This is a genomic window from Sphingopyxis sp. EG6, from assembly GCF_003609815.1.
Taxonomy (GTDB): domain Bacteria; phylum Pseudomonadota; class Alphaproteobacteria; order Sphingomonadales; family Sphingomonadaceae; genus Sphingopyxis.
Genome location: NZ_AP017603.1, coordinates 423,922 through 450,443 on the forward strand (window position 1 = coordinate 423,922; position 26,522 = coordinate 450,443).

Here is a 26,522-nt window from a genome sequence, read left to right on the forward strand (position 1 = left end):
TTTAGGCAAGACGGCATGAGCGGGGATATCGAAGGTATCGGGGCAGCGGTAACCGCGGGGCTGGCGGGCCGCGCGGTCGAACCGCAGCATGGCGGCACGGGCGAATCGCCGGGCAGCCTGCGCTGCCTGAATTGCGGCACCAGCCTGACGGGTTCGCACTGCCATCATTGCGGCCAGCGCGCCGACGTCCACCGCAGCTTTGGCGCGATCGGGCATGATCTGGTCCATGCGATCTTCCATTTCGAGGGCAAGATCTGGAACACGCTGCCGCTCCTCGCCTGGCGTCCCGGCGACCTGACGCGCCGCTATATCCATGGCGAGCGCGCGCGCTTCATCTCGCCGCTCGCCTTGTTCCTGTTCGCGGTGTTCCTGACCTATGCGGTGCTCGCGATGGTCGGCAGCGGCGATTTCGGCAGGGGCTTGAACGACGGCATGGGCTTTGACGAGGCCGTCGCCGAACAGACGCGGACGACCGCGATCAAGGACAGCATTCAGCGCGAGGTCGACCGGATCGACACCGAGCTGGCGAAAAAGGACATTGCGGCCGCCAGCCGTCAGGAGCTGGAGAGCGAACGCGACATATTGCAGAAGAGCGCCGAATATCTCGGCGTTGCGCGGGCGCGCAGCAAGAGCGAGCGGTCCGCCGATCGCGCTGCGGGCCCCCCGGTGCTCGACGATCCGGTCAAGCAGGTGGCAACGAGCGCCGATTTCATCTCGCGCAACAAGGTCGACACGGGCGTGCCCTTCATCGACCGCGGACTCGAAAAGGCGTTCGCGAACCCGGCGCTCGTGCTCTACAAGGTGCAGGCAAACGCCTATAAATTCGCCTGGGCGCTGATCCCGCTGTCGCTGCCTTTCATGTGGCTGCTCTATCCGTTCAGTCGGCGCTTCCACACCTACGACCATTTCGTCTTCGTCACCTATTCGATCTCGTCGATATTGCTGCTGTTCGTCGTGGTGCGGCTGCTCAACCTGACGATCTTCGGCGAACTCGCGACTTTCTTCGCGCTGCTTTACGTGCCGTTCCACATGTATCGTCAGCTGCGTGGCGCCTATCGTTCGTCGCGGTTCGGGGCGTTCGTTCGCACCAATTTGCTGCTGTTTTTCAGCCTGTTCTCGGTGATGATGTTCATGTTCCTGCTGCTCGCGCTCGGCGTGATGGGGTAACCCTAAAGCTGGCGGCGCCGAATCGTAACAAAGGCCGGGCAAAGAACCCGCCGATCGAGGAGGAGATTTGCGATGCATCACCAATGGGGCGAAATGGATCGGCGCCAGCTGATTGCGCTCGGCACCGCGGGGCTCGCGGCATTGTCGCTGCCCGGCGCGGCGGCGGCGATGATGGCGCAGGGCTTTACGCATGGCGTCGCGAGCGGCGAGCCGGGGCCGAATTCGGTGCTGCTATGGACGCGCTACGCCGCCGCCAGCGATACGATGCTGACCGCCGAATTGTCCGAAACGTCGGATTTCGCAAAGATTTCGGGCGGCGGCAGCGTCACCGCGATGGGCGACCGCGACCATACCGCCAAGCTGGTCGTTACGGGTCTCCAACCCGGCCGCTGGTATTATTACCGCTTCGTCGCCCCCGACGGCACCAAATCGCTGACCGGCCGCACCCGCACCTTGCCCGCTGGGCCAACCAGCGCCTTCACCCTCGCGCTCTTTTCCTGTTCGAACCTGCCGTTCGGCTGGTTCAACGCCTATGCCCATGCCGCGGCGCGGCAGGACATCGATCTGGTCGTCCATGCGGGCGACTATCTCTATGAATATCCGGTCGGCGATTATCCTTCGCTCAAACAGGCGGTGCCGGGGCGAGAGATCCAGCCGGCGCACGAGATGGTGGCGCTCGCCGATTACCGCCTCCGCTACGCCGCCTATCGCAGCGATCCCGACCTCGCACGGTTGCACGCGCTGTTTCCGATGATCGCGCAATGGGACGATCATGAAATCACCAACGACAGCTGGAAGGGCGGGGCAGAAAATCACAATGCGGGCGAGGGCGGCTGGCCCGACCGCGTGGCTGCTGCCGAGCGCGCCTATCGCGAATGGATGCCGGTCGCCGATACGCGCTGGCGCGACTATCAAGTCGGCGACCTCGCGACGATCTTCCTGCCCGAAACGCGCGTGACGGGGCGCGACAAGCCGTTCGAGATCGACGAGATCTTGGCGGGCGGCGGCGACACGGCCGCCAGGCTGCGGCAGTTCGCCGAAACCGCCTATCGCGATCCGGCGCGCCAGATGATCGGCGCCGAGCAGGAAAAGTGGCTGTTCGACGGCTTCGCCGCTTCGACCAAAGCGGGCACGCGCTGGCAGGTCTGCGCGCAGCAGGTGGTGATGGGCAGCCTGTTTACGCCGCCCGAGTCAAAGGATTGGTTCGGCGCCACCATGGCCGACGTTGTCCGCCGCCGCGTCGAAACGGCGCAGCTTGCCGCCAAAGCGGGGCTGCCGTTCAACTTCGACGCGTGGGACGGCTATCCGGCGGCGCGTTCGCGGTTGCTCGCCGCGGCTCAGCGCGCCGATGCAGACCTGGTCACCCTGACCGGCGATACCCACAACGCCTGGGCGTTCGACCTAAGTGAGGGCGGCCGTGCGGCCGGGATCGAGATCGCCGGGCAGAGCGTCACCTCGCCCGGCTACGAAGGCTATACGCGCGGCATTTCCGACGACGCGCGGGTGTCGGCGCTGCGCGCCGCGTCGCCGCAGCTCAAATGGGCGAACACCCAGGATCGCGGCTATGTCACCGTCCAGCTGACGCGCGAGCGCGTGACCGCAAACTGGCACAATGTCGAAACGATCCGCACCCACACCCCGGTGCTGAAAGGCACGCACAGCATGACCGTGGCGCGCGGACGGCGGAAATATGACGCGGCTTAGCTGTAGGGCGGCGTATCCTCGAATTCGGCGAACCAGGGATAGTCGTTTGCGACACTGACGGTGAAGTTCGCGGGACGCTTTTCGAGGAAGCTCGACACGCCTTCGGCCGCGTCGGCACTGCGACCGCGGGCAAAGATCGCGCGGCTGTCCCAGCGGTGGGCGCTCATCGGGTGCGGCGCGCCGAGCATCCGCCACAGCATATGACGGGTGAGCGCGACCGATACCGGCGCGCTGTGCTCGGTCAGCTCGCGCGCCTTCGCGATCGCCGCGTCGATCAGCTCGCCCGGCGCGTGGACCGACTGGACGAGGCCTTTTTCATGCGCTTCGGCGGCGTCGATCAGCCGTCCCGAATAGCACCAGTCGACGGCGTTCTGGATGCCGACCAGCCGCGGCAGGAACCAGCTCGACGCCGCTTCGGGTACGATACCGCGCCGCGCAAAGACAAAGCCATAGCGCGCGGTCTCGCTCGCGAGGCGCGCGTCCATCGACAGTGTCATCGTCGCGCCGATCCCGACCGCGGCGCCGTTGATCGCGCCGAGCACGGGTTTCTTGCAGTCGAAAATGCGCATCGACACGCGCCCGCCCGAATCGCGGATCAGCGGGTGCGACCAGTCGATCGTGCCATCCTCTGCCACCGGGCTCGCCGACATGCCGTCCGGCAGGATCGCCTGCTTGTCGGTGCGCTTGTCATAATCGAAGGTCGCGGCGCCTTGGCCGAGGTCGGCGCCGGCGCAATAGGCGCGGTCGCCCGATCCGGTGAAGATCACCGCGCGGACGCCGTCGTCGGCGTCGCATTCATCGAGTGCGGCAACGATCTCGAGCATCATTTCGGTGGTGAAGGCGTTCATCCGGTCGGGCCGGTGCAGCGTAAGCAGCGCGATGCCCTCGTGGCGGTCGAGGCGAATCTGGTCGAAGCTCATTCATCTCTCTCCTTGCGTTTAAGGCCATGGTTGCAAGCGACGTCGACGATGGCAAGCTCTTTACGTAAACGTAAACTCAACGTCGCCCCCGCGAAGGCGGGGGCCGCTGGCAACCTCTTGCTGCGCCGATAGCGGCCCCCGCCTTCGCGGGGGCGACGTGACTGATGACGCGCCCTTGCTTTGCCGCTATAGGCCGCCCGACCGCCCCGGCGCCGCCTCTTCCTGAGTCGCTTGCCGGGGCCATTCATTTGGTTCCGACAGAAAGTTGACCGCCATGGCCCGTCGCCGCCAGATCTACGAAGGCAAAGCCAAGATCCTCTATGAAGGTCCCGAACCCGGTACGCTGATCCAGTATTTCAAGGATGATGCGACCGCGTTCAACGCGCAGAAACGCGGGACGATCAACGGCAAGGGCGTGCTCAACAACCGGATTTCGGAGCATGTCTTTACATTGCTCGGCAATATCGGCGTCCCGACGCACTTCATCCGCCGCCTCAACATGCGCGAGCAGCTGATCCGCCAGGTCGAGATCGTGCCGATCGAGGTGATCGTGCGCAACGTCGCCGCGGGCACGCTGTCGAAGCGCCTCGGGATCGAGGAGGGGACGCAGCTTCCGCGCACGCTCATCGAATATTGCTACAAGGACGACGCGCTCGGTGATCCGCTCGTCGCCGAGGAGCATATCGCGTGCTTCAACTGGTGCAGCCAGGACGAGCTTCACGATATTCAGGATATGGCGATCCGCATCAATGACTTCATGTCGGGCATGTTCGCCGCGGTTGGCATCCGCCTGATCGACTTCAAGCTCGAGTTCGGGCGGCTATACGAAGGCGACTTCAGCCGCATCATCCTGGCCGACGAAATCAGCCCCGACGGATGCCGTCTGTGGGACATGACGACGAACGAAAAGCTCGACAAGGACCGCTTCCGCCGCGACCTCGGCGGCGAGGTCGAAGCCTATCAGGAAGTCGCGCGTCGGCTCGGGCTGATGCCCGAGGGCGGCGAGAACGCCGTGCTCGACCTCGAAAGCCACCGGAAGAAAAAGGGCAGCTGAACAGATCGTCGCCCCCGCGAAGGCGGGGGCCGCAGTCGGTTTACGCGGCGCTGCTGAGCAAGGCCACCAGCGGCCCCCGCCTTCGCGGGGGCGACGGGTTTGATCAAATATTGATGCTCGTCGGAATCAGGCTCGGCTGCAGATATGGGTAGGGCTGCATCCGTTCGGCATTGCGCGCGACGATCTCGGCCTCGACGCCTGTTAGCGCCGCTTGGAACCACGCCAGCGGCCCTTCGGCGCCCGTGACCCGCGGATCCTGAAACCATGTCGGGTACGGAAAGGCGTTGCTGCGATAATCGCCAAGCGGGCGGTAATGCACCGAACCCAACAGCTCGAGCACATTCAATTGTTCGAGCGCTAGTGCCATCGGCGGCATCATCGCGAGCCAGTCCGGCTTGTCATGCCCGCGCTGGCCGCTCGGCGCCGCCTGCCAGCCCGCACCCGTGATCGCGGGCGCGAAGGCCATGATGTCCTTTTGCGGGAAGTTGACCGCGGCATGCTGCGCGCTCGCGGTGAACATCACCATCGTGCAGATTTCGGCGAGCTGCTTGCGGCTGAGGATCGCTCCGAAACCCTTGATCTTCGCCTCACCCGCGAGGCACATCGCCCATCGCGCGAGCTCGGTGTCGCCGGTGACATCGGCGTCGCTCGCATAATAGAGGTCGACATATTGCCGTGCCCATTCGTGGATCGTGTTCCACACGAGCAGCGCATCGTCGCGATACGGATATTCTGCGAGCGCTGAATCGACGCCGACGCCGCGTTCGGCGAGGTCCGCGGGTAGCATATTGGCATAGAAATCGAACGCCAGCCGGGCATCGACCGCGGCGAGCTGGCTCGACGTGATGGTGCCCGCGAAAATATGGTCGATCGGCCCGCCCGCCGCGATCAGCGAGGTTGCGGCCTGATCGTTGATGAACAAGGTGCCCTCGAAATGCGGCACCAGCAGCGCCCAGATGGGGTGTACCTCGGCGAGGTTGCGGTGGGTGGCGACCGCGAACGCCTCGATCACCAGATGCGTGCGCGCGAGATGCGCGAACAGCTCGTGAGAATTTCCGTCGGCAACCTGCACGACGAACTTCGCCATTTCCCAGCCCCAGAGCTTGTCGGCGGCGGGGGAGGGGGTGAAGATCGGCCAGTCGGCGGGGTCCTGCCCGCACTGGATCGCGACCGGCACCAGCGATGATCCACCCGGCGGCACCGCAAACAGCGCGATCGGCTGCCAGGCATATTTGGCGAGGCTGCCATAGGTGCCAGGATCGAGGACTTCGAGCGGCTGGTAGTCGAGGATGAACAATCGACCGTCGGCGAGCGCTGCGGCCAGCGTGTCGCCGTTGACGACCGCGGCATATTGCGCCGCGCTCAACCCGAAATTGGCGGGCAGGGCGTCGCCGACCGCGGCAATCAGCATGCAGTTCGGACCTTGCACGCGCAGGCGGGCGAATTCGCTGTCGTCCTGGAACATGTAACTGATCCCCGGCACGGGCAGCGTCGCGAACAGCGCGCGATACGCTTCGATGCTGCGCGGGGTCCGGCTGCCGAGCCCCATCGCCTCATCGATCTTCATCAGCGCCTCGATCCGCTCCTTATAGCCCGTCAGCAGCGCGATATGCGCGTCGCGTTCGGCGGCTGCGACGGCATTTTCGACATCGCCGACGATCCGTTCGAAGATATTGCCGCCGCTGTGGACGCCGTGCTCGGCCGCGATCTTGGCGGTCGACGCCTCGATCGCGTCGCATTCGGCGAGCGCGGCTTCATATGCGGCGCGCGGGCTGTCGAGCTCCCCCTTGTCGACGCCGCCAAGCTTCACGGCCAGCGCGTTGCGGACGATGCCCAGCCCGACCCCGATCAGGATCACGAACCATGCGATCGTCGGCTCGTCATTCTTCGGCACCGCGGTGGCGAGCGGCACGCCGGGCAGGGTCGGGACGTCGGTCGTCCACTGATAGACCGCCTGCGTCGCGGTCAGCTGCGCCGCGCGCGCCGCTTGTTCGGCAGGGGTGTCCTGCTGCGGCAGCGTCGGGGTGGCGGGCGGCATCGGTGTCGTCGGCGTGGTAGTGGCGGGGGTCAGCGGCGGCATCGGATAGGACATGGCGTGGCTCCTGTCGGGCGCGTGAAATCGGTCGCCGCTTGTCGCCGGACATGGTTAATATTTCGCAAGCCATTGGCTCGCTGCGACCCCCTAGGCCTGTGATAAGACGTGGTTTCGATCCTTAACCGATGCTTTACCCCTGCTTGTTATCCGAAGGGGATGACGGGGGTCTTTAACAGATTGATCACGCGGATTTTTCCGCCGGTGCCGGACGCGATCCGCGACGATGTCGCGATTTTGCGCGCCAATCGCATCGAAACGCTGACCCCGATGCTGTTCCTGATGCTGGCGGCGACGACGCCGACCGCGATCTACGCCGGGGTGGCGACGGTCCACCCGATCATTCGCATCGGCTTTCCGGTGACCCTGGCGATCGTCGGTATTCTGGGTTTCCTGTTCCTCATGCACAATCGCGGCCGACGAATGAGTCCGCGCCGCGCCAGACGCATGATCCGCGAGGCGAGCTGGGTGTCGGGTACCACCGGCCTGATGTGCAGCGTCTGGACGGTGACCAACTGGCTCGCCGCGCCCGCCGCCACGCACAGCTATTATGCGATGATCATGGCGATGGGATCGCTTGCGACCGCCTATTGCCTGTCGTCGATCCGCTTTGCCACCATCGTCAACCTCGGCATCGGCCTCGCTCCGGTGGCGCTGTTGATGCTGACGTCGGGCAACCCGCCCGAAATCGCAGCGGGGACCAGCCTCGTCATCGCGACACTGTTCCTGCTCCGCATGGTGGTCCAGCAGCATGGGCAGGTCATCGACCTGCTCGAACTCCAGCGGCAGATGCGCGAGCTTGCGCACACCGATCCGCTCACCGGTCTTGCCAATCGCCGCGAATTCGACCTGCGGATCGAGGAAGAGATTGCCAAGGCCGACGAAAGCAGGCCGTTCGCGATCGCGCTGCTCGATCTCAACGGGTTCAAGCCGGTCAATGACCAGCACGGTCACGCGGTCGGCGATCTGTTGCTGTGCGAAATTGCCGAACGCCTGCGCCGCGCCTGCGGCGCCCACGCGATGGTGGCGCGCCAGGGCGGCGACGAATTTGCCATATTGGCGCCCGCCGGATCGCCGCTGCTCGCGACCTCGCTTGCCGACCATATCCTCGCGGCGTTGGCGGCGCCCTATCGCATCGACGGTCGCCCGATCCGCGTCGGCGCGAGTGTCGGTACGGCCCATTTTCCCGCACATGGCAGAACCTCACGCACTCTTTTCGAGATCGCAGATACGGCGCTCTATGCTGCGAAGGTTGTTCAACGCGGAGCGCTTGTGTCGACAGAAGGCGTCGGTCGGGTCGCATAGCCAGCGGCGGCTCGCGCGCCGTCAGGGTAATGATCAAAAGAGCGCGATAAAGCTGCCCGCCAGGGCGTGATAGGGTGTCAATCTTATCTGATTGGTAACCAACCTGACGCTATCCCATTCTCCTGATCTAGTGGGGGCAAGACATCATGATGGCAACGGGTGACCAGGCGCAAACAAGCAGACACGCCTTCAGCTTGGACTTGCTGGAGAAAGTTGTCGTCGTTGCGCTGTTGGGGACGCTCGCATCCAGATTGATTCCGTCGGCCATAGAAACTGGCCACTATCAGAACTGGTTTCTCCTCCTCGCGGAGGGGTGCGTTGTATTTTTCGTGCTGTTTCGCCGCGCAACGAACAATATTTCGCTGCGTCCGCTCGACTGGGCGCTGGGCTTCGGCGGCACGCTGGCCCCCATGCTGGTAATAGCGTCCAGCGACGCGCCTGTGGTGCCTCTGGCGCTGTGCAGTTTCCTGATCGTCGGTGGCATGTTGTTTCAGGTTTACGCGAAGTTTACGCTGCGGCGCAGTTTCGGCGTCATCGCGGCCAACAGAGGCGTAAAGGTGAGCGGTCCATATCGGTTTATGCGCCATCCGATGTATGCTGGTTACGCGATCACGCATCTCGGGTTTTTTCTGAGCGGCCCAAATTACTGGAACTTTGCCGTCTATGGCATAGCGCTCGCGCTCAACATCTCTCGTATTCTGGCCGAAGAGCGCGTATTGATGGCTGACCCAGTCTATCAGGAATTTGGCCGAAAGGTGCGCTACCGGCTGGTGCCGTACCTGTTTTGACGGATGTCCGGGCCGTGGAATATTTGTTGGCATTGGTGGATCTGGAAAACGCGCTGTTGGTGGCGCTGATCTTCGTACCACTCGAACGCCTGTTCCCCGCTCGCCCCGATCAGCGCACCTTTCGCCGTTCATGGCTCAATGACATTGTCTATTTCCTGCTGAACCGTGTTCCGATCGGCATTGGGATGTTGCTGCTCGCGGTGCTGGGAAGCCTGCTTGGCTCAGCGTTTATCCCGGTCGAGTTTCGGGCTGCGGTGGCGGCGCAACCGTTCTGGCTTCAGGTCGTCGTGCTGCTGCTCTTCGCGGATTTCGGCTTCTACGTCGTGCACCGGCTGTTCCACACCATCCCTGCGCTTTGGCGGTTCCACGCAATCCATCACAGCATCGAAGAGCTTGATTGGCTGGCGGCGCACCGCGTCCATCCTATCGATCAGATAGTGACAAAAGGGGCAACCCTCGTGCCGATCTTCGCTCTCGGCTTTTCGGGCAGCGCGATGGCGGCTTTTTTCCTGCTGTATCAATGGCATTCATTGATTCTGCATGCGAATGTTCGGATAGGTTTTGGCGCGCTTCATTGGGTGGTCGCTTCACCCTGTTTCCATCACTGGCATCATGCTGATCACCCCGAGGCGTGGAACAAAAATTTTTCGGGCCAATTTCCCGTCTGGGACATAATCTTCGGTACCGCACATATGCGCCGCGACAGTTTGCCCACACGCTACGGAATTGAGGAACCTGTGCCAGGAACCTACGGTCGTCAGCTACTCTATCCTTTCCAAAGCAGAGCCGACGCCGCCCCACAAAATTGATTCCGCGAAATAGGACGAGGTTGGGGTAGCACCGTAACGCCAGATGTCGTCCGTCGAACGCATCAACCGCATGGCATAACCACGGCTTGACCGTTTGCGGGGCGGTGGCCACATCGGTTCGATGACCAAATCGCTTGTCCGGCGCGCCTCGACCGCGCTTTCGCCCCTCATCCTTTTGATCGCGACAGCCGTACCGGCCGATGCCCGGGATGCCGCGCCGCCGACTTCAGCGGCGACGGCGATCAATCCGCAAACCGCCGCAGCCAAAGCATGGAACTTCGCCGCCAGCGATGTGCCGGCCGATCCCAACATCGTCTTCGGCGTCCTGCCCAACGGCATGAAATATGCGCTGCTGCAAAACAGCACGCCCAAGGACAGCGTCGTCCTGCGCATGCGTTTCGACGTCGGTAGCTTTGCCGAGGCCGACGACCAGCGCGGCCTCGCCCATTTCCTTGAGCATATGGCGTTCAACGGTTCGACCAACGTACCCGAGGGCGAGATGATCAAGCTGCTCGAGCGCAAGGGGCTGGCGTTCGGCGCCGACACCAACGCCTCGACCGGGTTCGACGAGACGGTGTACAAGCTCGACCTGCCGAACGCCTCGGACGATCTGATCGACACCGGGCTGATGCTGATGCGCGAAACCGCCAGCGAGCTCACGATCGACCCCGCGGCAGTCGACCGCGAGCGCGGCATCATCCTGTCCGAACGGCGCGCGCGCGATACTTATCAGCTCCGCAATCTGATCGATCAGCTCGATTTCCAGATGCAGGGCATGAAGGTCGCAAGCCGCATTCCCGTCGGCACCGAGGAGGTGATCAAGACCGCCCCCGCTGCCCGCCTGCGTGACCTCTACGACCGCTATTACCGCCCCGAGCGCGCGACCTTGGTGATGGTCGGCGACTTCGATCCGGCAGTGGTGGAAGCCAAGATCAAGGCGCGCTTTGGTGACTGGCGCGGACGGGGGCCGGCCGGGCCCGATCCCGACATCGGTACCATCGATTATCGCCGCGCCGCAGCGGCCGATGACTTCATCGACCCCGCGATCCAGGACATGGTGACGATCGCCGCGTTCAAGCCCTGGGTCGAAGAAGCCGACACCAAGGCGAAGCGCGCCCGCACCTTGGCGGAAGATGTCGGCGAAGCGATCGTGAGCCGCCGACTGGCCAAGATCGCGTTGAGCGAAGATTCACCGATCCTTGCCGGCTATTTCGCCGAAGCCGGGGGCTGGAAAGTTTTCGATCAGGTCACCTTCGGCGCTGTCGCCAAGGAAGGCGCATGGAAAGAGGCGCTGGCGCTGATCGAACAGGAACAGCGCCGTGCCATCCAGCATGGCTTCACGCAGGCCGAAGTCGACGAGCAGCTCGCGAACCGTCGCACCGCGTTCAAGAATGCCGTCGCCGGGGTGACGACGCGGCGTAGCGACGCGCTCGCCGACACGCTGGTCGCCGCGGCCAAGGGCGATTTTGTGTTCGTGCGCCCCGAAACCTCGCAAGCCTTGTTCGAGGCGACCGCGCCATCGCTCAGCGCCGCCGCGGTGACCGCGGCGTTCCGCAAACGGATGGACGGCCTCAGCGCTCCGCTGGCGCGGGTTTCGGCGAAAAAGCCGATCGAGGGCGGCACCGATGCCATCCTCGCCGCGCTCCGCGCCTCGGCGCAGGTTGCCGTTGCCGCCCCGACGCAGGCCGCGAACGCTGCCTTCGCCTATGACAATTTCGGCACCCCCGGCAAAATCGTCAGCGACAACCGCGTCGAGGATCTTGGTATCCGCCGCATCCGCTTTGCCAATAATGTGATGCTCAACATCAAGAAAACCGATTTTCAGAAGGAAACCGTCTATCTGTCGGTGCGCGTCGATGGCGGCAATCTGCTCGCGACCCGCGACGACCCGACCCGTGTCGCGCTGGCGGGGTCGATGGTGCTGGGCGGGCTGGAGGCGCACAGCGTCGACGATCTGCGATCGATCCTCGCGGGCCGGACCGTCAGCCCCAATTTTGGCAGCGGTGCCGATTTCTTCGGCGGCACCGCAACCAGCTCGCCGGGCGATTTTGCGCTCCAGGCCAAGTTGATGGCGGCGTTCCTGACCCATCCCGGCTACCGCGCCGACGGCCTGGCGCTGATCCGCCGCGTGCTGCCGCAACAATATGCGGCGAACGACGCGACCCCGGCGGCGGTGATCGGCCGCGACGCGGGCGGCATCCTTGCCAATGACGATCCGCGCTCGCAGACCCCGCCGCTTGAAAAGCTGATGACGCTCGACTGGGCGCAGCTGAAACCGGTGGTGGCTGACAGCTTTGCCAAGGGTGCGATCGAAATCGGCGTCGTCGGCGACATCGACGAACAGGCGGCGATCGACGCCATCGCCGCGACCTTCGGCGCATTGCCCGAACGCCGCGCCGCGTTCGACCCGCGCGCCGACGCGCGCGTGCGCGAATATGCCAGCGACCGCAGCGAACGGACGCTGATCCACAAGGGGCCGGCCGAACAGGCCGAACTGCGCGTCTATTGGCCCGCGCGCGACGACAGCGACCTTGCCGAAGCGATGCGGCTCAATCTGCTGGTGCGGGTGATGCAATTGAAGCTGACCGAAGAATTGCGGGAAAAGCTTGGCGAAAGCTACAGTCCCGGCGCCGCCGCCAGCCTGTCGGACGAGTTTCCGGGCTATGGCCACCTGTTCGCCGCCAGCAATGTCGATCACAAAGATCTGGCGACCACCCGTGCCGCGATCTTCGCGATCGCCAAGGAACTCCGCGACGCGCCCGTCGACCAAGACCTGCTCGACCGCGCCCGCAAGCCGCTGGTCGAGGCGATGACCAAGTCGCGCCGAGAAAACGCCTATTGGCTGAACTATGTCGCCGAAGCGACCAGCCAGGCCGACCGCCTCGACCGCAGCCGCAAGGGCATCGGTGAAGTCGAAGCCGCAACCCCCGCCGACCTACAGACGCTGGCGCGCCGCTATCTGGTCGATGACAAGGCGCTGGTGATCAAGGCGGTGAGCGACAAGGCGGGGAAGTAGCAAACCATTTTTGCGCGGCGGTATGGCGGCTAGCGACCGGTTGCGGACATGTCTTCTCCCCTCCCTTTTAGGGAGGGGCTGGGGGTGGGTAGCCGCCGAAGGCGGCATTCCGCCTCGGCTCGCTTCGCTCGCACCCACCCCTAACCCCTCCCTGGAAGGGAGGGGAATGGCTTAAAACCACCCCAAAACCGACCTCACCGGACCTCGGCGATCTCTCCCGCGCGATCCCCCAGCACATAACGCGGCCCCGCCCCGCGCTGCGCGGCCTTGTCGGCGCGGTTGTACAGCCCACATTTCTTGAGGCTCAGGCAGCCGCAACCGATGCAATTGCCCAAAAGCTCCTGCGTGCGTTCGAGCGCCGCAATCTGCTCGGCGATCCGCGCGTGCAAGCCGGCGCTGATCCGTGCCCAGTCGGCGGCGTTGGGCGTACGGCCGGCGGGCAGCCGCGCCAGTTCGGCGGCGATCTCTTCGAGGCTCAATCCCAATTGCTGCGCGATCAGGATGAACGACACACGGCGAATGTCGGCGCGCAGGAAGCGGCGCTGACCGCCGCGCGTGCGCAGCGCCGCGAGCAGCCCCCTCGCTTCGTAGAAACGGATCGCCGACACCGCGACCCCGGTGCGCGCGGCAAGGTCGCCGATCGGTATCAGGTCGGTGCGGTGCATCGTGGCTCCTTGGACAAATGGGCTTGACCTAAACCTCAGTTGAGCTTGCAATACCCGCCGCGTCAACCCGAATCAGGAGCAACCGCGTGACGCATTCCTTTATCGAGCATGTCAATGTGACGGTCAGCGACCCCGACCGCACCGCTATCCTGCTGTCCGCCATCTTCGGCTGGCACGAACGCTGGCGCGGCCCGGCCCGCGACGGCGGGCGGACGATCCACCTGGGCAGCGATGCCGCCTATGTCGCGCTCTACACCGGCCCCGACGATCAGCACGCCGACGCGCGCTACCCCAAGGGCGAACCGCTCAATCATCTCGGTATCCAGGTCGATGACCTCGACATGGTCGAGGCGCGGGTCAGGGCGGCCGGACTGGTCCCTTTCAACCACGGCGATTACGCACCCGGCCGCCGCTTCTATTTCCTCGACCCCGACGGCATCGAATATGAAGTCGTGAGCTATGCCGAGGCCGACGCGGGTTGAAACGACGGCTTGACGTCCCGAATGAAAGCGATGGATGTCATGCGGAGCCGTCCCTGTTGTGCTGATGTCGCCTGCGCAGGAAATGGCGCGCCCGGCAGGATTCGAACCTGCGACCACCCGCTTAGAAGGCGGGTGCTCTATCCAGCTGAGCTACGGGCGCTTGGTTCGCGCGAATAGCGTGGTTTGCGCGGGCTGCAAAGCAGGTTAAGCAGCGTCCCGATGACCGAGCCCGCCGCTTTCCCCAACCGACCCGCAGCCGTCAGCGCGTCCAGCGTTCGCCACTTTCGCTATTATGACCTGGTCATGGCGGCGTTCGTCACGGTGCTGCTGCTGTCCAACATCATCGGCGCGTCAAAGCTGTCGACGCTCGGCGGGCTGACCTTTGGCGCCGGGATCCTGTTTTTCCCGATTGGTTATGTCATCGGCGACGTGCTGACCGAAGTCTATGGCTATGCGCGCGCGCGGCGCGTGATCTGGACGGGTTTCGGGGCGCTTGTCTTTATGGCGGTGATGAGCTGGGTCGTGCTGGCGATGCCCCCGGCGCAGGATTGGTGGTGCAGCGGCACCGAAAGCCTGACCTTGAAATCGGGCGAGGCGAGCGGCAGCGGCGCGGTGTGCCAGGCGACGTATGAAAGCGTGTTCGGCAGCGCGTGGCGGATCGTGCTGGCGTCGATCGCGGCCTTTTGGGCGGGCGAGTTTGTGAATTCCTATGTCCTGGCGCGGATGAAGATCGCGACCGGCGGGCGCTTTTTGTGGATGCGCACGATCGGGTCGACGATCGTCGGCCAGGGGATCGACAGCCTGATCTTTTACCCGATCGCCTTCCTCGGCATCTGGGAAACCGAACAGGTGCTGCTGGTGATGGTGACGAACTGGGCGATGAAGGTCGCCTGGGAAGCCGCGCTGACCCCCGCAACCTATGTGGTGGTGGGGGCGTTGAAACGCCGCGAAGGTGTCGACGTATTCGACGAAGGCACCAATTTTACCCCGTTCGCGGCCAAGGTCTGATCGATGACGCTGATTGAAATTGCCTCGCTGTTTGGCGAGCGGAAGGCCTCGCTGGTCGAATTGAGCGGGTTGGACAAGGACGCGCTGCACATCTATTTCGGGCTGTCGCTGTTCCTGATCATTCGCCTGTTCTGGCGCTGGCGCGGCGGCTGGCTGGTTGCGTGGCTGGCGGTTCTGGTGATGGCGATCGGGGGCGAATGGCTCGACATGACGCGCGAGATGGGTGATGCGACCATCCAGCCCGACGCGGCGCATTGGCACGACATCTGGAACACGATCTTCTGGCCGACGGTGCTGCTGCTCGTCGGACGCTGGTTACAACCGCGCACAAAGGATGCGGCGGTTATGGCGAGCGAAATGTCAGGCGAGGACACCGAGCGCCGCCTCGAACAGGCGTAGCCCGTCGGTGCCGCCGTGGGCGCGGTCGATCGCGCGTTCGGGGTGCGGCATCATGCCGAGCACATTGCCCGCATCATTGAGCACGCCCGCGATGTCGCGCGCCGACCCGTTGACGCTGTCGGCATAACGGAACGCAACGCGCCCTTCGCCCTCGATCCGGTCGAGCGTTGCGGCATCGGCAAAGTAATTGCCGTCATGGTGGGCGACGGGAATATTGATTTCCTCGCCCGCATTATAGCTCGCGGTAAACAGCGACTGGCTGTTTTCGACCTTGAGCGGCACGGTGCGGCACACGAAGTTGAGGCCCGCGTTGCGCATCAGGGCGCCGGGCAGCAACTGCGCTTCGGTCAGCACCTGGAACCCGTTGCACACGCCGAGCACCGGGACGCCGCGCGCCGCGGCATCGGCGACGCTACGCAGGATCGGCGACCGCGCCGCCATCGCGCCCGAGCGAAGGTAATCGCCGTAGGAGAAACCGCCGGGCAGCGCGATGAAATCGGTGCCGTCCGGCAGGTCGGTGTCGCGGTGCCACACCATCGCGGGAGCACGGCCTGTCACCTGCTCCAGCGCGACCGCCATGTCGCGATCGCAGTTCGAGCCGGGAAAGACGATGACGGCGGTCTTCATGGGCTTCGCTCCCGTTACGGACGTTCGATGCGGTAGTTTTCGATCACCGTGTTGGCGAGCAGTTTTGCGCACATCGCGTCGAGATCGGCATCGCTCGTGCCGTCAGCGACGTCGAGTTCGATGAAGCGACCCGCGCGCACATCGGCGACGCCGCCAAATCCCAGCCCTTCGAGTGCATGATGGATCGCCTTGCCCTGCGGGTCGAGAACCCCCGGCTTCAGCGTCACATAGACATTCACTTTCATGGGGCGGGCCTTTGCAAAGAAGTGCGGGGAAGATGGGCGCGCCTATGCCCGCGAATCACTTTTCGGGCAAGGGCCGGAACCGCGAAAAAAGTGGCCGTTCGGATTGCGAACCAGTCGCATCTTTCCTGTTGCGAATCTCTCGCACTAGCCCTACATGGGCATTGTTGAGAAGGATTCGCACATGGTCGTCTGTGTCTGCAACGCAATAAGGGAAAGCCAGCTGCGCGATGTCGCGCGCGATGGCCAGTTGCGCTGTGCCAAGGCGGCTTATGCGCAATTGGGTCGCAAACCCAAATGCGGCCAATGCCTGCCTTTTGCTCGCAATATCATCAGCGACGTCGCCGCGACCGCCTGATTTTTCTTGGTTTTCTGCCGTTTTTGACCTTGGCCTGATGGGGCCGGGGCGCGTATAATGCGCGCATCCCATTTCAGGAACATATGACAGGACAGACAGCATGAAGGGCGACGAAAAGGTCATCGATTTCCTCAACGAGGCGTTGAAGAACGAGCTGACCGCAATCAACCAATATTGGCTGCATTACCGGATGCTCGACAATTGGGGCGTCGCGAAGCTGGCGCATTTCGAGCGCGAGGAATCGATCGACGAAATGAAGCACGCCGACAAGCTGGCCGACCGCATTCTGTTCCTGGGCGGGCTGCCCAATTTCCAGATGCTGGGCCGCCTGCGCGTCGGCGAAACGGTCGAAGAGATATTGAAGGCCGACCTGGCGCTCGAGGAAGAAGCGATCCCGTTGCTGAAAGATGCGATCGCGCACGCCGAAAGCGTCCGCGACTATGTGAGCCGCGACCTGTTCGCCGATATCCTCGAAAGCGAGGAACACCATGTCGACGAGCTGGAAAAGCAGTTCGAGATGATCGAGCGGATGGGCATCGCCAATTATATCCAGCTCCAGTCCAAGCCCGCCCACGACGACTGATTCCATCGATCGGCACGCAGGAACTCGCGGTCGCGGTGCGCGACGGTGGGTTCTCGCGCGCCGGTCACATGCGGATCGGCGACGAGTCGATTAGCTGGCGAATTTTGCAGACCTGATTGGCGGCTGCGCATCTCTCGTGAATTTCGCGGATCACTTCGTCCCGGTCGGGGCCGCCATGCGCGGCCAGTCTGTCCTGCCTGTCGCTATAGACGGCGATGAAGCCGTTGGTGATCGATCCGACCAGCGCACAGTTGAACAAGGCCTTTTCGGCGCATTTCGCGACCGCCAGCTCCCTGGCATCCGCCTCGTCGGAAATCGAGGTTTTGAAATAGACGAAATCGGTCGGGAACGCGGCGTCGCGCTTCCGGCTTCCGAACGCCACGGCCGAGGACGTTGAAAACCATTCGAGCGGCAACGGGCGCGGCGCAGGCTGGGCCTGCTGGTCCGGCGCGTCGTGATAGCCCGGAATCGGCACGCAGTCACCGGGCCCCTGGATCGGGACGCGCCAGGGCTGAAGGCCCGCCGGGCAACCGCCTTCGGCACCGGCCGGGACTGCGGCCGCCGCAACGCCCACCGCGATCGCCACCGCCAAGAACCGGCGCACCTTGCCCATGAACTTGCCTCCTCGCGTGCCAGGCACACAGCCCGGCTCGGCGACCGGCGCAAGCCGCGCCAATGTACTAAGGCGGAAAAGTCGCGGTGGACTGCCGTGCAACGGCCGAAGCGCGGGCATGACGCATCCTCAAATATTTTCACTTGAATTTGCGACTAATTCGCAATAGCAAGGTCGGGCAGTCCCCTCCTGCCGGTCGCTGCTTCGTGGCGACCGGCATCTTTTTCGAAAGCGGGGAGGGAGGACGGCAACCGCCGGGAGACGATAAAGCCATGCACAGCAACACCCTGATCCGGCAACTGACGACGCAGCCGCTGATCCGCGACCTGTCGGTCGAGGCGGCGCAGGCCGTGCTGGCGCTGCGCTATTGCATCGTCTGCCGCCGCAACGATCGCGACCCGATGCCCGAACTGGAGCGGCGATGGGGCAACGTCCTCGCCGCCCGGCGTTACCGGCTGGTCGTCGAGGCGATCGGCCACAGCTGGCCCGACCCCTTTGCCGTCGCCCCGCCATGCTGCCCCCGCGCCAGCTTCGACGAAGCGCTGCTGGCGGACATGGTCACCGCCGCCGCGCATGGCGACCGCGTCGCCTTCGACGTGCTGACCGCCGAAATGCTGGGCAGCGACGCGCGCGAGATGATCTTCGTCGCGCTGGAAAATTTCATCCGCGCGCGGGCGCCGGGGCGGGTTTAGCCGACGTCTGCCTTGGGGTGGTTTTAAGCCATTCCCCTTCCTTCCAGGGAGGGGTTAGGGGTGGGTGCGAGCGAAGCGAGCCGAGGCGGAATGCCGACTTCGGCGGCTACCCACCCCCAGCCCCTCCCTAAAAGGGAGGGGAGAAGGCACGGCAGCAACCGCTCGAATCCCGTTACCCCAACCGGCTCTTATGCGGCGCTCAGCTTCTCGATCTCCGGCGCCCCCGCCAGGCACGGCCCCAGCTTCGCGCCGAGGCTGCGGAAATGGTCCGACGCGCGGTGGGCTTCGACCGCCGCTTCGTCGTCATAACATTCCAGCACCTTGTACACGCCCGCCTCGCCCGTGCGGAACAATCGGTAATAGCTGTTTTCGGGCTCGTTCGCGGCGACCGCGGGCGCCAGTTCGGCGAACACGCCCTCGAATTCCGCTTCCTTGCCGGGCTGCACGCGCAGCGTGGCGATGATGCCGATGGCCATGTTTCTCTCTCCTTGTTCTATTTGCGAAGATCGGGATCGACGTCCCAGCCGTCCTCGACCTGGATGCCGAAGCTGTTCAGGATCATCGAAACCTGCGTGTACTGGCCGACCGTCATCACCAGATCCATGCGGCCCTTGTCGCCAAGTGGTGCCAGCGCCGTCCAAGTCGCATCGGTGACGAAATGATCGGCGGTCAGCTCGTCGGTCGCGCACAGCATAGCGCGGTCGAGATCATTCCAGCCGTCTGCACCCGGCCCCGCCTTGATCCGCGCGATCTCGGCGTCGGTCAGCCCGCAGTCGAGCCCGATCCGCTTGTGCTGCGTCCATTCATAGCCCGAACGACAATTATAGCCGGTGCGCAGGATGACGAGCTCACGGTCGCGCGGGCACAGCGCGTTGCGCTTCGACAGGATATAATTGCCCCAGCCGAGGAAGGCGGTGAGCGCCTTGGGCGCGTGGGCGAGGGTGCGGAAGATATTGAGAATCTTGCCGCCCCCGACCTTTCCACCCTCGGTGGAAAGGAAGGGTTCGAGCGCGGCGCGCTGGTCGGCATCGAGCCGGTCCAAGTTGACCGGCTCGATACGCGGAGCGCTGAGGCGCATCAGAAGACCTCGAACAGGCCCGCTGCGCCCTGGCCGCCGCCGATGCACATCGTGACGACGGCATATTTGACGCCGCGGCGCTTGCCTTCGATCAGCGCGTGGCCGACGCAGCGCGCGCCGGTCATGCCGAACGGGTGGCCGATCGAGATCGAGCCGCCGTTGACGTTGAGCAGCTCGTTCGGAATGCCGAGCTTATCGCGGCAATAGAGCACCTGCACCGCGAAGGCTTCGTTGAGTTCCCACAGACCGATGTCGTCCATCTTGAGCTCGAAGCGTTCGAGCAGCTTGGGGATCGCAAACACCGGACCGATGCCCATTTCGTCAGGTTCGGTGCCCGCGACCGCCATGCCGACATAGCGGCCGAGCGGCTGGAGCCCGCGCTTTTCGGCGACCTTGGCTTCCATCACGACGCACGCCGAGGAGCCATCGGCGAGCTGGCTGGCGTTGCCCGCGGTGATCGTATGGCCTTCGCCCATCACCGGCTTCAGGCTGGCGAGCCCTTCCAGCGTCGTATCGGCGCGGTTGCATTCGTCCTTGTCGGCGACGACATCGTGGAAGCTGACTTCCTTGGTTTCCTTGTTCATCACCGCCATGGTGGCGTTGCACGCGACGATCTCGTCGTCATATTTGCCTGCGGCCTGCGCGGCGGCGGTGCGCTGCTGCGACTGGAGCGAATATTCATCCTGATATTCGCGGCTGATGTTATAGCGCTTCGCGACCACCTCGGCGGTGCCGATCATCGGCATATAGGTGTCCTTGTGCATCGCGATCAGCTCGGCATCGGTTTCGATGAACGCCTTGCCGCTGCCGCTGACCTTCGAGATGCTTTCGATGCCGCCGGCGACGCAGATGTCCTGGCGGTCGACGATGATCTGCTTCGCCGCGGTCGCGATCGTCATCAGGCCCGACGAGCATTGGCGGTCGATCGACATGCCGGGGACGGTGACGGGCAATCCCGAACGCAGCGCGATCAACCGCGCGACGTTCATCGTCTGCGACCCCTGCTGCATCGCCGCGCCGAACACCACGTCGTCGATTTCGCCGCCTTCCAGGCCCGCGCGCTCGACCGCGGCCTTGACCGAGAAGGAGCCGAGCGTCGGCGCCAGCGTGTTGTTGAACGAACCGCGGCCTGCCTTGGTCAGCGGGGTGCGGGCGGTGGAAACGATGACGGCGTCACGCATGATGAAATTCCTCTTCGATGAACTTGGCTGAATCTTTGCCGGGGAGGGCTATGCTCAAACGAAAAACTGGCTGATCCATTCGGCGATCAGCGCGGGCTTTTCCTCGCCCTCGATCTCGACGGTCACTTCATTGGTCTGCTGCCACTGGCCGGGGCGCTTTTCCTCGAGCTCGAGCAGCTTCACATGGCTGCGCACGCGCTTGCCCGAGCGGACGGGCGACAGGAAGCGGACCTTGTTGCAGCCATAGTTCACGCCCATCTTGACGCCGCCGACCTTGGGGCCGTCGGTGCTCGCTCCGAGCATCGGCATCAACGACAGCGTCAGAAAGCCATGCGCGATCGTGCCGCCGAAGGGCGTCATCTTCGCCTTTTCCTCGTCGACATGGATGAACTGGTGGTCGCCTGTCGCATCGGCGAACTTGTTGATCATCTCTTGATCGACCAGCACCCAATCCGACGTGCCCAGATGCTCGCCGACCTTGGTCTGCAATTCCTGCGGCGTGATTGTGGCCATGGCTTATCCCCTCGATCATTGGTTCGGGGCGCGTTCTAGGCCTGTCGGGACGCGTTGCACAAGGGCCATGCGGTCATCCCAAGGCGCCGTAGCGTCAGCTTGGCTTGGCTGCCTTTGCCGCCGCCGCCTTGGGTTTCGGGGACTCGGCAAAGGGCATGATCATCGTCCCGTCGGGCGCCGCGGTAAAGGTCGTCTGGGTCGGATAGGCAAATTCATACCCCGCCTTCTCCATCGCCTCGAACAGCCGGATCCCGACCTCGGTCCGCGCCGCGGTCACGACGTCGAAATCCTCGCTGTACACGTCGAACAACAGTTCGAAATCCAGGCTCGACGGCCCGAAGGTGACGAAGCTCGACCGGATGAACTCATGCCCCGCCGCGCGCACCTGTTCCTCCAGCAACGCGGGCAGCTCGCGCAGCATCGCGGGGCTGGTCTGGTAGATGACCCCGATCGCAAAGGTCACACGGCGGCGGTGCAGATGGGCAAAGTTGGTAATCTCTTTCGCCAGCAAATTGGTGTTCGAGACGACGAGCAGCTCACCGTTGATCGAGCGCAGCCGCGTGCTTTTCAGCCCGATGCGCTCCACCGTCGCAGTGCTGGTGTCATATTTGATCGTCTCGCCGACGCGGAACGGCCGGTCGAAAATGATCGACAGCGACGCGAAGAGGTCGGAGAAGATACCCTGCGCGGCCAAGCCGATCGCGATGCCGCCGATGCCAAGCCCGGCGACCAGCCCGGTGACATTGACTCCCATATTGTCGAGGATGACGATCGCCGCGATCGCAAACAGCGCGACGCTGATCAGCAGGCGGATGATCCCCATCGCATTCGCCAGCGTCTCGTTATGCCCGTCCGACGCGCGGCGCTGGATCAACCCCAATATGACCTCGCGCGCCCAGATCGCGACCTGCAGCACGACGGCGACGGTGAACACCAGCTGGATGATCTGCATGATCACCGCGGGCGGCTGCGCATAGCCGGCGACCAGCCGCACCGCGACGATTGCCAGCACGAACGACTTGGTCTTGTGGATCACCCGCCCGACGATATGAGTCAGGGTGAATTCGCCCGGCGTCGCCTGCGCGCGCTTCAGCGCAAAGCCGCGCAGCATCGACAGCAGGAAATAAATGGCGAGGCCCGCGGCGATCGCGATGCCAATCTGCAGCCAGTGGCTGTTCACCCACGCGATGCTGCTGTCCCACCACAGGCGGATGTCCTCGATCGGGTTGGTCGCGGCGGCGGGGCGGGTCGATGCGGGCTTGGCGGCGGCGGTGGCGGCCGCAAGGATTGAAAAGGTCAAATCGGTCCTCTTGCGTGTGAATCAGGCGGAACGAAGCAGCGCCGCGGCATCGGGCGCCCGCTCCAGATAGGTCAAAAACCCGCGCTCGTAACGCGAAAGATATTTCGCCGCGCGCGGCAACGGCCCCGCGGCGGCGGCAAAATCGCCGCGCGCCTGCGCCGCCGCGATCATCGCGGGGTGGACATAGGATTTACGCGCGATCGCCGGGGTGTTGCCCAGCCGGTCGGCGACATGTTCGACCATCGCTTTCAGGGTCGGCGGCTCGGGCGCATCGAACAGATAGGCATAAGCCTCGACGCTCGCGGTCCAGGTGCGGAAATGCTTGGCGCTGAAATCGCCGCCCATCGCCTCGCGGATATAGGCGTTGACATCGTCCGATCCGACCGCGCAGACACCGCTGTCGTCGCGATACTGGAACAGATGCTGCCCCGGCAGGTCCTGCAATCGCCGCACCAGCGTCGTGATATTGCGGTCGCTGATAGCCACCTCGCGCTGCGCACCGCCCTTGGCGCGGTAGCTCAGGCGCAGCGTCTGACCGGTCAGTTTGGCGTGGCGGCGGCGCAGTGTGGTTGCGCCGAAACTCTTGTTCGCCGCGACATATTGTTCGTTGCCGACGCGCAGCGCGGCGAGATCGAGCAAGCGGACGACCGCGCCGACGACGCGCTCCTGGCACAGGCTCAGCCGCGCCAGATCGCTCTCCAGTCGCGCGCGGAGCAGCGGCAGCGCATGGCCAAAGGCGGCGCAGCGGTCATATTTGTCGGCCTCGCGCGCCAGCCGGAAACCGGGGTGATAGCGATATTGCTTGCGCCCGCGCGCATCGTAACCGGTCGCCAGGATATGACCGTTGGCGGCGGGGCAATACCAGGCGTCTTCATACGCCGGTGGCAGGGCGATCGCGTTCAGCCGGGCAATCTCATCGCGGTCGCGGATGATCCGGCCTTGCGGGTCGCGGTATCGCCAGCGGTCGCCGACGCGCTCGCGGCTGATGCCGGGCAGGCCGTCGTCGACATGGATCAGGCGCGGGGAGGGCATGGCGCATTAGCGCGCTGCCTTGCCTTTTGGTTCCGCCTCAGCGCGCGTCGGGGAGCGAATGCCGCGCCGGAACCTCTGCCGGACGCGCCATCAGCGGGCGCCATCCGGCCTCTTGCTCGCGGCGGCGGCAATAGGTCGACAGCCCGATTTCCAGCGCCAGCATCATGTAGATAAATGGCTGAAACGCGATGCCGACGAACAGCGACCCGACCATATAGATGATATGGCCGTGCTGGAGCGCGGTCGCCAGCGGCGCAATCCATTGCTCCTCGCCGCGCCGCGTCTTCAGATAGCGGCGGCGCAGCCGCTCCATCTGGACGATGCCCACGACGTGCAGCAACAACCACAGCGCCAGCCCCGGATAGCCTTGCTCACCCAGCATCTCGAAATAGCTCGAATGATAGGCGCGCCCCGCATCTTCGTGCACCATCGGACCGCCCGGTTGCGCGCGGTCGGGGTCATAATCCGATCCCGCCGTCTCGACGCGCAGGCGGTTCTGGATATAGGCGTTGAAGCCGCCGCCGAACGGGTTTTCCTTGGCGTAATCCCATGTCCACGCCCACACCGCGACGCGCGTCGATGCCGACTGGTCGGACTTGTAACCCTGGATCGTTTCCATCCGCTCGGTAAAGCTTTGCGGCAGGAACGGCACCGCCGCGATCGCCAGCAACCCCGCGCCGGCCATATAGAGCAGGCGATGCTTGACCGCGCGCAGCGACAGCACCGCGAGCACGGCAAGACAGACGAGCCCGGTCCGCGCCTGCGTTCCCACCGGCAGCAACATGCACGCAAAACAAAGTGCGAAACAGAATAGCGAAACCCGCCAGTCGGGCGGGAAGATCGTGCCATGGCGGCGATACCACAGGATCAACGGGATGATCGCGATGCCGACGGTCGACATGATCGACCCTTCGTACAGCCCGAAATTCTCGTTGAGCAGCAATTGCAGCGATCCGTACCCACCACCGCCTGCCGCGGTCTTGAGCCCGCCCGCAATCGCGATCGACGCCGCCGAAAGCAGCATGATCAGCGCCAGCGCTTCGATGCGCAGCTTGGTGCGCAGCGTCAGTGGCAGGAATATCGCCCACACCAGCGCTTTCCACACCCAGTCCCACTTGTCGGCGGCTTCGACCGGAAAGTCGGCCGAGACGGTGGTCATCCAGCAATAGGCGAGCAGCACGACCAGCAATGTCTGCCGCCCCGACCAGCGCGTGTCGCGCTTGTCGTCGATCGCCAGCCAGCCGGCGATCGCCAGCCCGAACACGATTAGCGAAATCGGGATCGAATTGATCAGGAAATAGCTCAGCCGCTGCGGCGCCACGATGTCGATGTAGCAAAAGCACAGCACGAGCAGGAACGGCTTGCGGAAACCGATCCCGATAAAGGCAAACAGAAAGGCGACGAACGCAATGTCACGCATCGGCGCGGTCGTCCGTTTCGGCGTCGCGGCGCTGCTGCCACTGCAGGCGGGGGCTGACCTCGCGGTCGAGATCGTCGCGGTGCAGCAGGCGCCATAACGCGATCGCCATCAGGACGTGCGTCAGGCCAATGGAAAAATTGTCGACCATGTCCGCTCCCGCTACGCGATCGGGGTTGACGCTGCGTTAACGCTAGTATGTCAAAGCGCTAGCCCATGACCCGCATATTGCACGTCCTCGATCATAGCCTGCCCACGCACAGCGGCTACACCTTTCGCACTCGCGCCTTGATGAAGGCGCAGGTGGCAAAAGGGTGGGAGGTTGCAGGGGTGACCGGGGTGCGCCACCCCGAACCCGGGCCGGATGGCGAGACCGTCGATGGCCTGACCTTCTATCGGACCCCCGCGATCGCGCCCGGAATGCCAGTCATCAACGAATGGCGCGAAATTGGCGCGCTGGCGCGGCGGGTCGAGGCATTGGCGCACACATGGAAACCTGACGTACTCCACGCGCATTCGCCGGTGCTGGACGGGCTCGCGGCACTGCGCGTCGGCAAACATCTCGGCATCCCCGTCATCTATGAAATCCGCGCCTTTTGGGAGGATGCCTCGGTCGGCAATGGCACCGGGCGCGAAGGCAGCTTGCGCTATCGGCTGACCAAGATGCTCGAAACCCGCGCGGTGAAGGCCGCCGATGCCGTCGCGGTGATCTGCGAAGGCTTGCGCGGCGACCTGATCGCGCGCGGGATCGATCCTGCCAAGATCACCGTGTCCCCGAACGGCGTCGATTTGGACCTGTTCGGCGACCCGCCGCCGCGCGACGATGCGCTGGCGGACACGCTGGGGATCGCCGCCGACGATGCCGTCATCGGCTATATCGGCAGCTTTTACGACTATGAAGGGATCGACGATCTGATCGCCGCAATGCCCGCGCTGGTCGCGGCGCAGCCGAAGGCGCGGTTGCTGCTCGTCGGCGGCGGTCCGATGGAGGCGGCGCTGAAGGCACAGGCCGCGGCGTCGTCAGCGGCGGCGCAAATCCATTTCGTCGGCCGCGTCCCGCATCAGGAAGTCGAGCGTTATTATTCGCTGATCGACATTCTCGCCTATCCGCGCAAGAAAATGCGGCTCACCGACCTCGTCACCCCGCTCAAGCCGCTGGAAGCCATGGCGCAGGGCAAGCTGGTCGCGGCGTCCGATGTCGGCGGCCACCGCGAACTGATCGAGGATGGCGTCACCGGCACGCTGTTCGCGCCCGACGACCCCAAAGCGATTGCCGATGCGCTTGCGAAGCTGCTCGAGAATCAGGGCGATTGGGCGGAACGAAGGCGCACCGCACGTATTTTCGTCGAAACCCATCGTAACTGGTCATCAAACATTTTACGTTACGAGCCGGTTTACCAGCGATTGCTGCGCGGCGGCGCCTGAGCGCGCCGCCCGAATAAACGAGATTTGGGCCCCGCGCGGGCCGCACGGAATT

Annotated in this window: 28 protein-coding genes and 1 tRNA gene; 14 read left to right on the forward strand and 15 right to left on the reverse strand. The window is 64.2% G+C overall.

Going from position 1 to position 26,522, the window contains the following annotated elements; all coding sequences use genetic code 11:
* The first annotated feature begins 15 nt into the window (after nucleotides 1-15).
* Both SPYCW_RS02085 and SPYCW_RS02090 read left to right on the forward strand, forming a co-directional pair.
* Nucleotides 16-1,167, forward strand: coding sequence for a DUF3667 domain-containing protein (locus tag SPYCW_RS02085; protein ID WP_120215378.1), 1,152 nt, complete (start codon nucleotides 16-18; stop codon nucleotides 1,165-1,167).
* A gap of 72 nt (nucleotides 1,168-1,239) precedes the next feature.
* Nucleotides 1,240-2,871 carry an alkaline phosphatase D family protein gene (locus tag SPYCW_RS02090; protein ID WP_120215379.1) on the forward strand — a complete coding sequence of 544 codons (1,632 nt, stop codon included), beginning with the start codon at nucleotides 1,240-1,242 and terminating at the stop codon, nucleotides 2,869-2,871.
* On the opposite strand, the gene SPYCW_RS02095 is transcribed toward SPYCW_RS02090, so the two are convergent.
* Nucleotides 2,868-3,791: a crotonase/enoyl-CoA hydratase family protein gene (locus SPYCW_RS02095; RefSeq protein WP_120215380.1), complete on the reverse strand. Its 924-nt coding sequence runs from the start codon at nucleotides 3,789-3,791 to the stop codon at nucleotides 2,868-2,870. The two genes, SPYCW_RS02090 and SPYCW_RS02095, sit on opposite strands and share 4 nt — an antisense overlap.
* A 274-nt stretch (nucleotides 3,792-4,065) precedes the next feature.
* Here SPYCW_RS02095 and purC point away from each other — a divergent pair, with 274 nt between their 5' ends.
* Nucleotides 4,066-4,845 carry a phosphoribosylaminoimidazolesuccinocarboxamide synthase gene (gene purC, locus SPYCW_RS02100; RefSeq protein ID WP_120215381.1) on the forward strand — a complete coding sequence of 260 codons (780 nt, stop codon included), beginning with the start codon at nucleotides 4,066-4,068 and terminating at the stop codon, nucleotides 4,843-4,845.
* 103 nt (nucleotides 4,846-4,948) lie between these two features.
* On the opposite strand, the gene SPYCW_RS02105 is transcribed toward purC, so the two are convergent.
* Nucleotides 4,949-6,937: a lipoxygenase family protein gene (locus tag SPYCW_RS02105; protein WP_120215382.1), complete on the reverse strand. Its 1,989-nt coding sequence runs from the start codon at nucleotides 6,935-6,937 to the stop codon at nucleotides 4,949-4,951.
* 159 nt (nucleotides 6,938-7,096) lie between these two features.
* On the opposite strand from SPYCW_RS02105, the gene SPYCW_RS02110 reads away from it, so the two are divergent.
* The 4 genes from SPYCW_RS02110 (at nucleotide 7,097) to SPYCW_RS02125 (ending at nucleotide 12,855) form a co-directional block, all read left to right on the forward strand.
* Nucleotides 7,097-8,242: a GGDEF domain-containing protein gene (locus SPYCW_RS02110; RefSeq protein ID WP_232014793.1), complete on the forward strand. Its 1,146-nt coding sequence runs from the start codon at nucleotides 7,097-7,099 to the stop codon at nucleotides 8,240-8,242.
* Nucleotides 8,243-8,388: 146 nt separating this feature from the next.
* Entirely contained in the window at nucleotides 8,389-9,030 is a 642-nt protein-coding gene (locus SPYCW_RS02115) for a methyltransferase family protein (RefSeq protein ID WP_120215384.1), read from the forward strand.
* 14 nt (nucleotides 9,031-9,044) lie between these two features.
* Complete coding sequence (locus SPYCW_RS02120) at nucleotides 9,045-9,839, forward strand: sterol desaturase family protein (protein ID WP_120215385.1); 795 nt, start codon at nucleotides 9,045-9,047, stop codon at nucleotides 9,837-9,839.
* 121 nt (nucleotides 9,840-9,960) lie between these two features.
* Complete coding sequence (locus SPYCW_RS02125; RefSeq protein ID WP_120215386.1) at nucleotides 9,961-12,855, forward strand: M16 family metallopeptidase; 2,895 nt, start codon at nucleotides 9,961-9,963, stop codon at nucleotides 12,853-12,855.
* 194 nt (nucleotides 12,856-13,049) lie between these two features.
* Here SPYCW_RS02125 and soxR read toward each other — a convergent pair whose 3' ends face one another.
* Complete coding sequence (soxR, locus tag SPYCW_RS02130; protein ID WP_120215387.1) at nucleotides 13,050-13,520, reverse strand: redox-sensitive transcriptional activator SoxR; 471 nt, start codon at nucleotides 13,518-13,520, stop codon at nucleotides 13,050-13,052.
* Between the two features lie 86 nt (nucleotides 13,521-13,606).
* On the opposite strand from soxR, the gene SPYCW_RS02135 reads away from it, so the two are divergent.
* Entirely contained in the window at nucleotides 13,607-14,002 is a 396-nt protein-coding gene (locus SPYCW_RS02135) for a VOC family protein (RefSeq protein WP_120215388.1), read from the forward strand.
* A gap of 83 nt (nucleotides 14,003-14,085) precedes the next feature.
* Here the strand turns inward: SPYCW_RS02135 and SPYCW_RS02140 are convergent.
* A tRNA-Arg gene (locus SPYCW_RS02140) sits at nucleotides 14,086-14,162 on the reverse strand.
* A gap of 59 nt (nucleotides 14,163-14,221) precedes the next feature.
* Here SPYCW_RS02140 and SPYCW_RS02145 point away from each other — a divergent pair.
* On the forward strand, nucleotides 14,222-15,010 hold the full coding sequence (locus SPYCW_RS02145) for a queuosine precursor transporter (protein WP_120215389.1): 789 nt from the start codon (nucleotides 14,222-14,224) through the stop codon (nucleotides 15,008-15,010).
* Nucleotides 15,011-15,013: 3 nt separating this feature from the next.
* On the forward strand, nucleotides 15,014-15,409 hold the full coding sequence (locus SPYCW_RS02150) for a hypothetical protein (RefSeq protein WP_120215390.1): 396 nt from the start codon (nucleotides 15,014-15,016) through the stop codon (nucleotides 15,407-15,409).
* Here the strand turns inward: SPYCW_RS02150 and purQ are convergent.
* Together purQ and purS are read right to left on the reverse strand one after the other, a co-directional pair.
* Nucleotides 15,371-16,036, reverse strand: a complete 666-nt coding sequence (gene purQ, locus SPYCW_RS02155) for a phosphoribosylformylglycinamidine synthase subunit PurQ (protein ID WP_120215391.1) — start codon at nucleotides 16,034-16,036, stop codon at nucleotides 15,371-15,373. The two genes, SPYCW_RS02150 and purQ, sit on opposite strands and share 39 nt — an antisense overlap.
* Nucleotides 16,037-16,050: 14 nt before the next feature.
* Nucleotides 16,051-16,281: a phosphoribosylformylglycinamidine synthase subunit PurS gene (purS, locus tag SPYCW_RS02160; RefSeq protein WP_037513977.1), complete on the reverse strand. Its 231-nt coding sequence runs from the start codon at nucleotides 16,279-16,281 to the stop codon at nucleotides 16,051-16,053.
* A 181-nt stretch (nucleotides 16,282-16,462) separates the two neighbouring features.
* On the opposite strand from purS, the gene SPYCW_RS02165 reads away from it, so the two are divergent.
* The gene (locus tag SPYCW_RS02165) at nucleotides 16,463-16,636 is read left to right on the forward strand and encodes a (2Fe-2S)-binding protein (protein ID WP_037513974.1); all 174 of its coding nucleotides are present in this window, start codon (nucleotides 16,463-16,465) and stop codon (nucleotides 16,634-16,636) included.
* A gap of 100 nt (nucleotides 16,637-16,736) precedes the next feature.
* Nucleotides 16,737-17,219, forward strand: a complete 483-nt coding sequence (bfr, locus tag SPYCW_RS02170) for a bacterioferritin (protein ID WP_120215392.1) — start codon at nucleotides 16,737-16,739, stop codon at nucleotides 17,217-17,219.
* Between the two features lie 64 nt (nucleotides 17,220-17,283).
* Here bfr and SPYCW_RS02175 read toward each other — a convergent pair whose 3' ends face one another.
* The gene (locus SPYCW_RS02175; protein WP_172595402.1) at nucleotides 17,284-17,832 is read right to left on the reverse strand and encodes a DUF4189 domain-containing protein; all 549 of its coding nucleotides are present in this window, start codon (nucleotides 17,830-17,832) and stop codon (nucleotides 17,284-17,286) included.
* A 272-nt stretch (nucleotides 17,833-18,104) separates the two neighbouring features.
* Between SPYCW_RS02175 and SPYCW_RS02180 the strand changes: the two genes are divergently transcribed.
* Nucleotides 18,105-18,524, forward strand: a complete 420-nt coding sequence (locus SPYCW_RS02180; protein ID WP_120215394.1) for an addiction module antidote protein — start codon at nucleotides 18,105-18,107, stop codon at nucleotides 18,522-18,524.
* 188 nt (nucleotides 18,525-18,712) lie between these two features.
* Here the strand turns inward: SPYCW_RS02180 and SPYCW_RS02185 are convergent, their stop codons facing one another.
* From SPYCW_RS02185 to SPYCW_RS18885, 8 genes are all read right to left on the reverse strand, one after another.
* Nucleotides 18,713-19,000, reverse strand: a complete 288-nt coding sequence (locus tag SPYCW_RS02185) for a putative quinol monooxygenase (RefSeq protein ID WP_120215395.1) — start codon at nucleotides 18,998-19,000, stop codon at nucleotides 18,713-18,715.
* 17 nt (nucleotides 19,001-19,017) lie between these two features.
* Entirely contained in the window at nucleotides 19,018-19,602 is a 585-nt protein-coding gene (locus SPYCW_RS02190; protein WP_120215396.1) for a carboxymuconolactone decarboxylase family protein, read from the reverse strand.
* Nucleotides 19,602-20,783 (reverse strand): acetyl-CoA C-acyltransferase, encoded by a 1,182-nt coding sequence (locus SPYCW_RS02195; protein ID WP_120215397.1) that lies wholly within the window; start codon nucleotides 20,781-20,783, stop codon nucleotides 19,602-19,604. The genes SPYCW_RS02190 and SPYCW_RS02195 overlap by 1 nt, the downstream gene beginning before the upstream one ends.
* Before the next feature lie 54 nt (nucleotides 20,784-20,837).
* Nucleotides 20,838-21,296, reverse strand: a complete 459-nt coding sequence (locus SPYCW_RS02200) for a MaoC family dehydratase (RefSeq protein ID WP_120215398.1) — start codon at nucleotides 21,294-21,296, stop codon at nucleotides 20,838-20,840.
* Between the two features lie 94 nt (nucleotides 21,297-21,390).
* Nucleotides 21,391-22,596, reverse strand: a complete 1,206-nt coding sequence (locus SPYCW_RS02205; protein ID WP_120215399.1) for a mechanosensitive ion channel family protein — start codon at nucleotides 22,594-22,596, stop codon at nucleotides 21,391-21,393.
* 21 nt (nucleotides 22,597-22,617) lie between these two features.
* Complete coding sequence (locus SPYCW_RS02210) at nucleotides 22,618-23,628, reverse strand: DNA topoisomerase IB (protein ID WP_120215400.1); 1,011 nt, start codon at nucleotides 23,626-23,628, stop codon at nucleotides 22,618-22,620.
* Between the two features lie 37 nt (nucleotides 23,629-23,665).
* On the reverse strand, nucleotides 23,666-25,048 hold the full coding sequence (locus SPYCW_RS02215; RefSeq protein WP_120215401.1) for a putative O-glycosylation ligase, exosortase A system-associated: 1,383 nt from the start codon (nucleotides 25,046-25,048) through the stop codon (nucleotides 23,666-23,668).
* Nucleotides 25,041-25,196 carry a hypothetical protein gene (locus tag SPYCW_RS18885; RefSeq protein ID WP_168453685.1) on the reverse strand — a complete coding sequence of 52 codons (156 nt, stop codon included), beginning with the start codon at nucleotides 25,194-25,196 and terminating at the stop codon, nucleotides 25,041-25,043. Before SPYCW_RS18885 ends, SPYCW_RS02215 begins: the two co-directional genes overlap by 8 nt.
* A gap of 65 nt (nucleotides 25,197-25,261) precedes the next feature.
* On the opposite strand from SPYCW_RS18885, the gene SPYCW_RS02220 reads away from it, so the two are divergent.
* Nucleotides 25,262-26,470 (forward strand): TIGR04063 family PEP-CTERM/XrtA system glycosyltransferase, encoded by a 1,209-nt coding sequence (locus tag SPYCW_RS02220; RefSeq protein ID WP_120215402.1) that lies wholly within the window; start codon nucleotides 25,262-25,264, stop codon nucleotides 26,468-26,470.
* Nucleotides 26,471-26,522 lie beyond the last annotated feature (52 nt).

Coding starts and splice junctions, on each gene's coding strand:
- SPYCW_RS02090 (WP_120215379.1), top strand. CDS start 1,240: ATGCATCACCAATGGGGCGAAATGGATCGGCGCCAGCTGATTGCGCTC.
- SPYCW_RS02220 (WP_120215402.1), top strand. CDS start 25,262: ATGACCCGCATATTGCACGTCCTCGATCATAGCCTGCCCACGCACAGC.
- SPYCW_RS18885 (WP_168453685.1), bottom strand. CDS start 25,196: ATGGTCGACAATTTTTCCATTGGCCTGACGCACGTCCTGATGGCGATC.
- SPYCW_RS02165 (WP_037513974.1), top strand. CDS start 16,463: ATGGTCGTCTGTGTCTGCAACGCAATAAGGGAAAGCCAGCTGCGCGAT.
- purC (WP_120215381.1), top strand. CDS start 4,066: ATGGCCCGTCGCCGCCAGATCTACGAAGGCAAAGCCAAGATCCTCTAT.
- SPYCW_RS02115 (WP_120215384.1), top strand. CDS start 8,389: ATGATGGCAACGGGTGACCAGGCGCAAACAAGCAGACACGCCTTCAGC.
- SPYCW_RS02145 (WP_120215389.1), top strand. CDS start 14,222: ATGACCGAGCCCGCCGCTTTCCCCAACCGACCCGCAGCCGTCAGCGCG.
- SPYCW_RS02200 (WP_120215398.1), bottom strand. CDS start 21,296: ATGGCCACAATCACGCCGCAGGAATTGCAGACCAAGGTCGGCGAGCAT.
- SPYCW_RS02195 (WP_120215397.1), bottom strand. CDS start 20,783: ATGCGTGACGCCGTCATCGTTTCCACCGCCCGCACCCCGCTGACCAAG.
- SPYCW_RS02085 (WP_120215378.1), top strand. CDS start 16: ATGAGCGGGGATATCGAAGGTATCGGGGCAGCGGTAACCGCGGGGCTG.
- SPYCW_RS02210 (WP_120215400.1), bottom strand. CDS start 23,628: ATGCCCTCCCCGCGCCTGATCCATGTCGACGACGGCCTGCCCGGCATC.
- SPYCW_RS02125 (WP_120215386.1), top strand. CDS start 9,961: ATGACCAAATCGCTTGTCCGGCGCGCCTCGACCGCGCTTTCGCCCCTC.
- SPYCW_RS02110 (WP_232014793.1), top strand. CDS start 7,097: ATGACGGGGGTCTTTAACAGATTGATCACGCGGATTTTTCCGCCGGTG.
- soxR (WP_120215387.1), bottom strand. CDS start 13,520: ATGCACCGCACCGACCTGATACCGATCGGCGACCTTGCCGCGCGCACC.
- SPYCW_RS02215 (WP_120215401.1), bottom strand. CDS start 25,048: ATGCGTGACATTGCGTTCGTCGCCTTTCTGTTTGCCTTTATCGGGATC.
- SPYCW_RS02105 (WP_120215382.1), bottom strand. CDS start 6,937: ATGTCCTATCCGATGCCGCCGCTGACCCCCGCCACTACCACGCCGACG.
- purQ (WP_120215391.1), bottom strand. CDS start 16,036: ATGAAGACCGCCGTCATCGTCTTTCCCGGCTCGAACTGCGATCGCGAC.
- SPYCW_RS02175 (WP_172595402.1), bottom strand. CDS start 17,832: ATGGGCAAGGTGCGCCGGTTCTTGGCGGTGGCGATCGCGGTGGGCGTT.
- SPYCW_RS02185 (WP_120215395.1), bottom strand. CDS start 19,000: ATGGCCATCGGCATCATCGCCACGCTGCGCGTGCAGCCCGGCAAGGAA.
- SPYCW_RS02190 (WP_120215396.1), bottom strand. CDS start 19,602: ATGCGCCTCAGCGCTCCGCGTATCGAGCCGGTCAACTTGGACCGGCTC.
- bfr (WP_120215392.1), top strand. CDS start 16,737: ATGAAGGGCGACGAAAAGGTCATCGATTTCCTCAACGAGGCGTTGAAG.
- SPYCW_RS02095 (WP_120215380.1), bottom strand. CDS start 3,791: ATGAGCTTCGACCAGATTCGCCTCGACCGCCACGAGGGCATCGCGCTG.
- purS (WP_037513977.1), bottom strand. CDS start 16,281: ATGAAAGTGAATGTCTATGTGACGCTGAAGCCGGGGGTTCTCGACCCG.
- SPYCW_RS02150 (WP_120215390.1), top strand. CDS start 15,014: ATGACGCTGATTGAAATTGCCTCGCTGTTTGGCGAGCGGAAGGCCTCG.
- SPYCW_RS02180 (WP_120215394.1), top strand. CDS start 18,105: ATGCACAGCAACACCCTGATCCGGCAACTGACGACGCAGCCGCTGATC.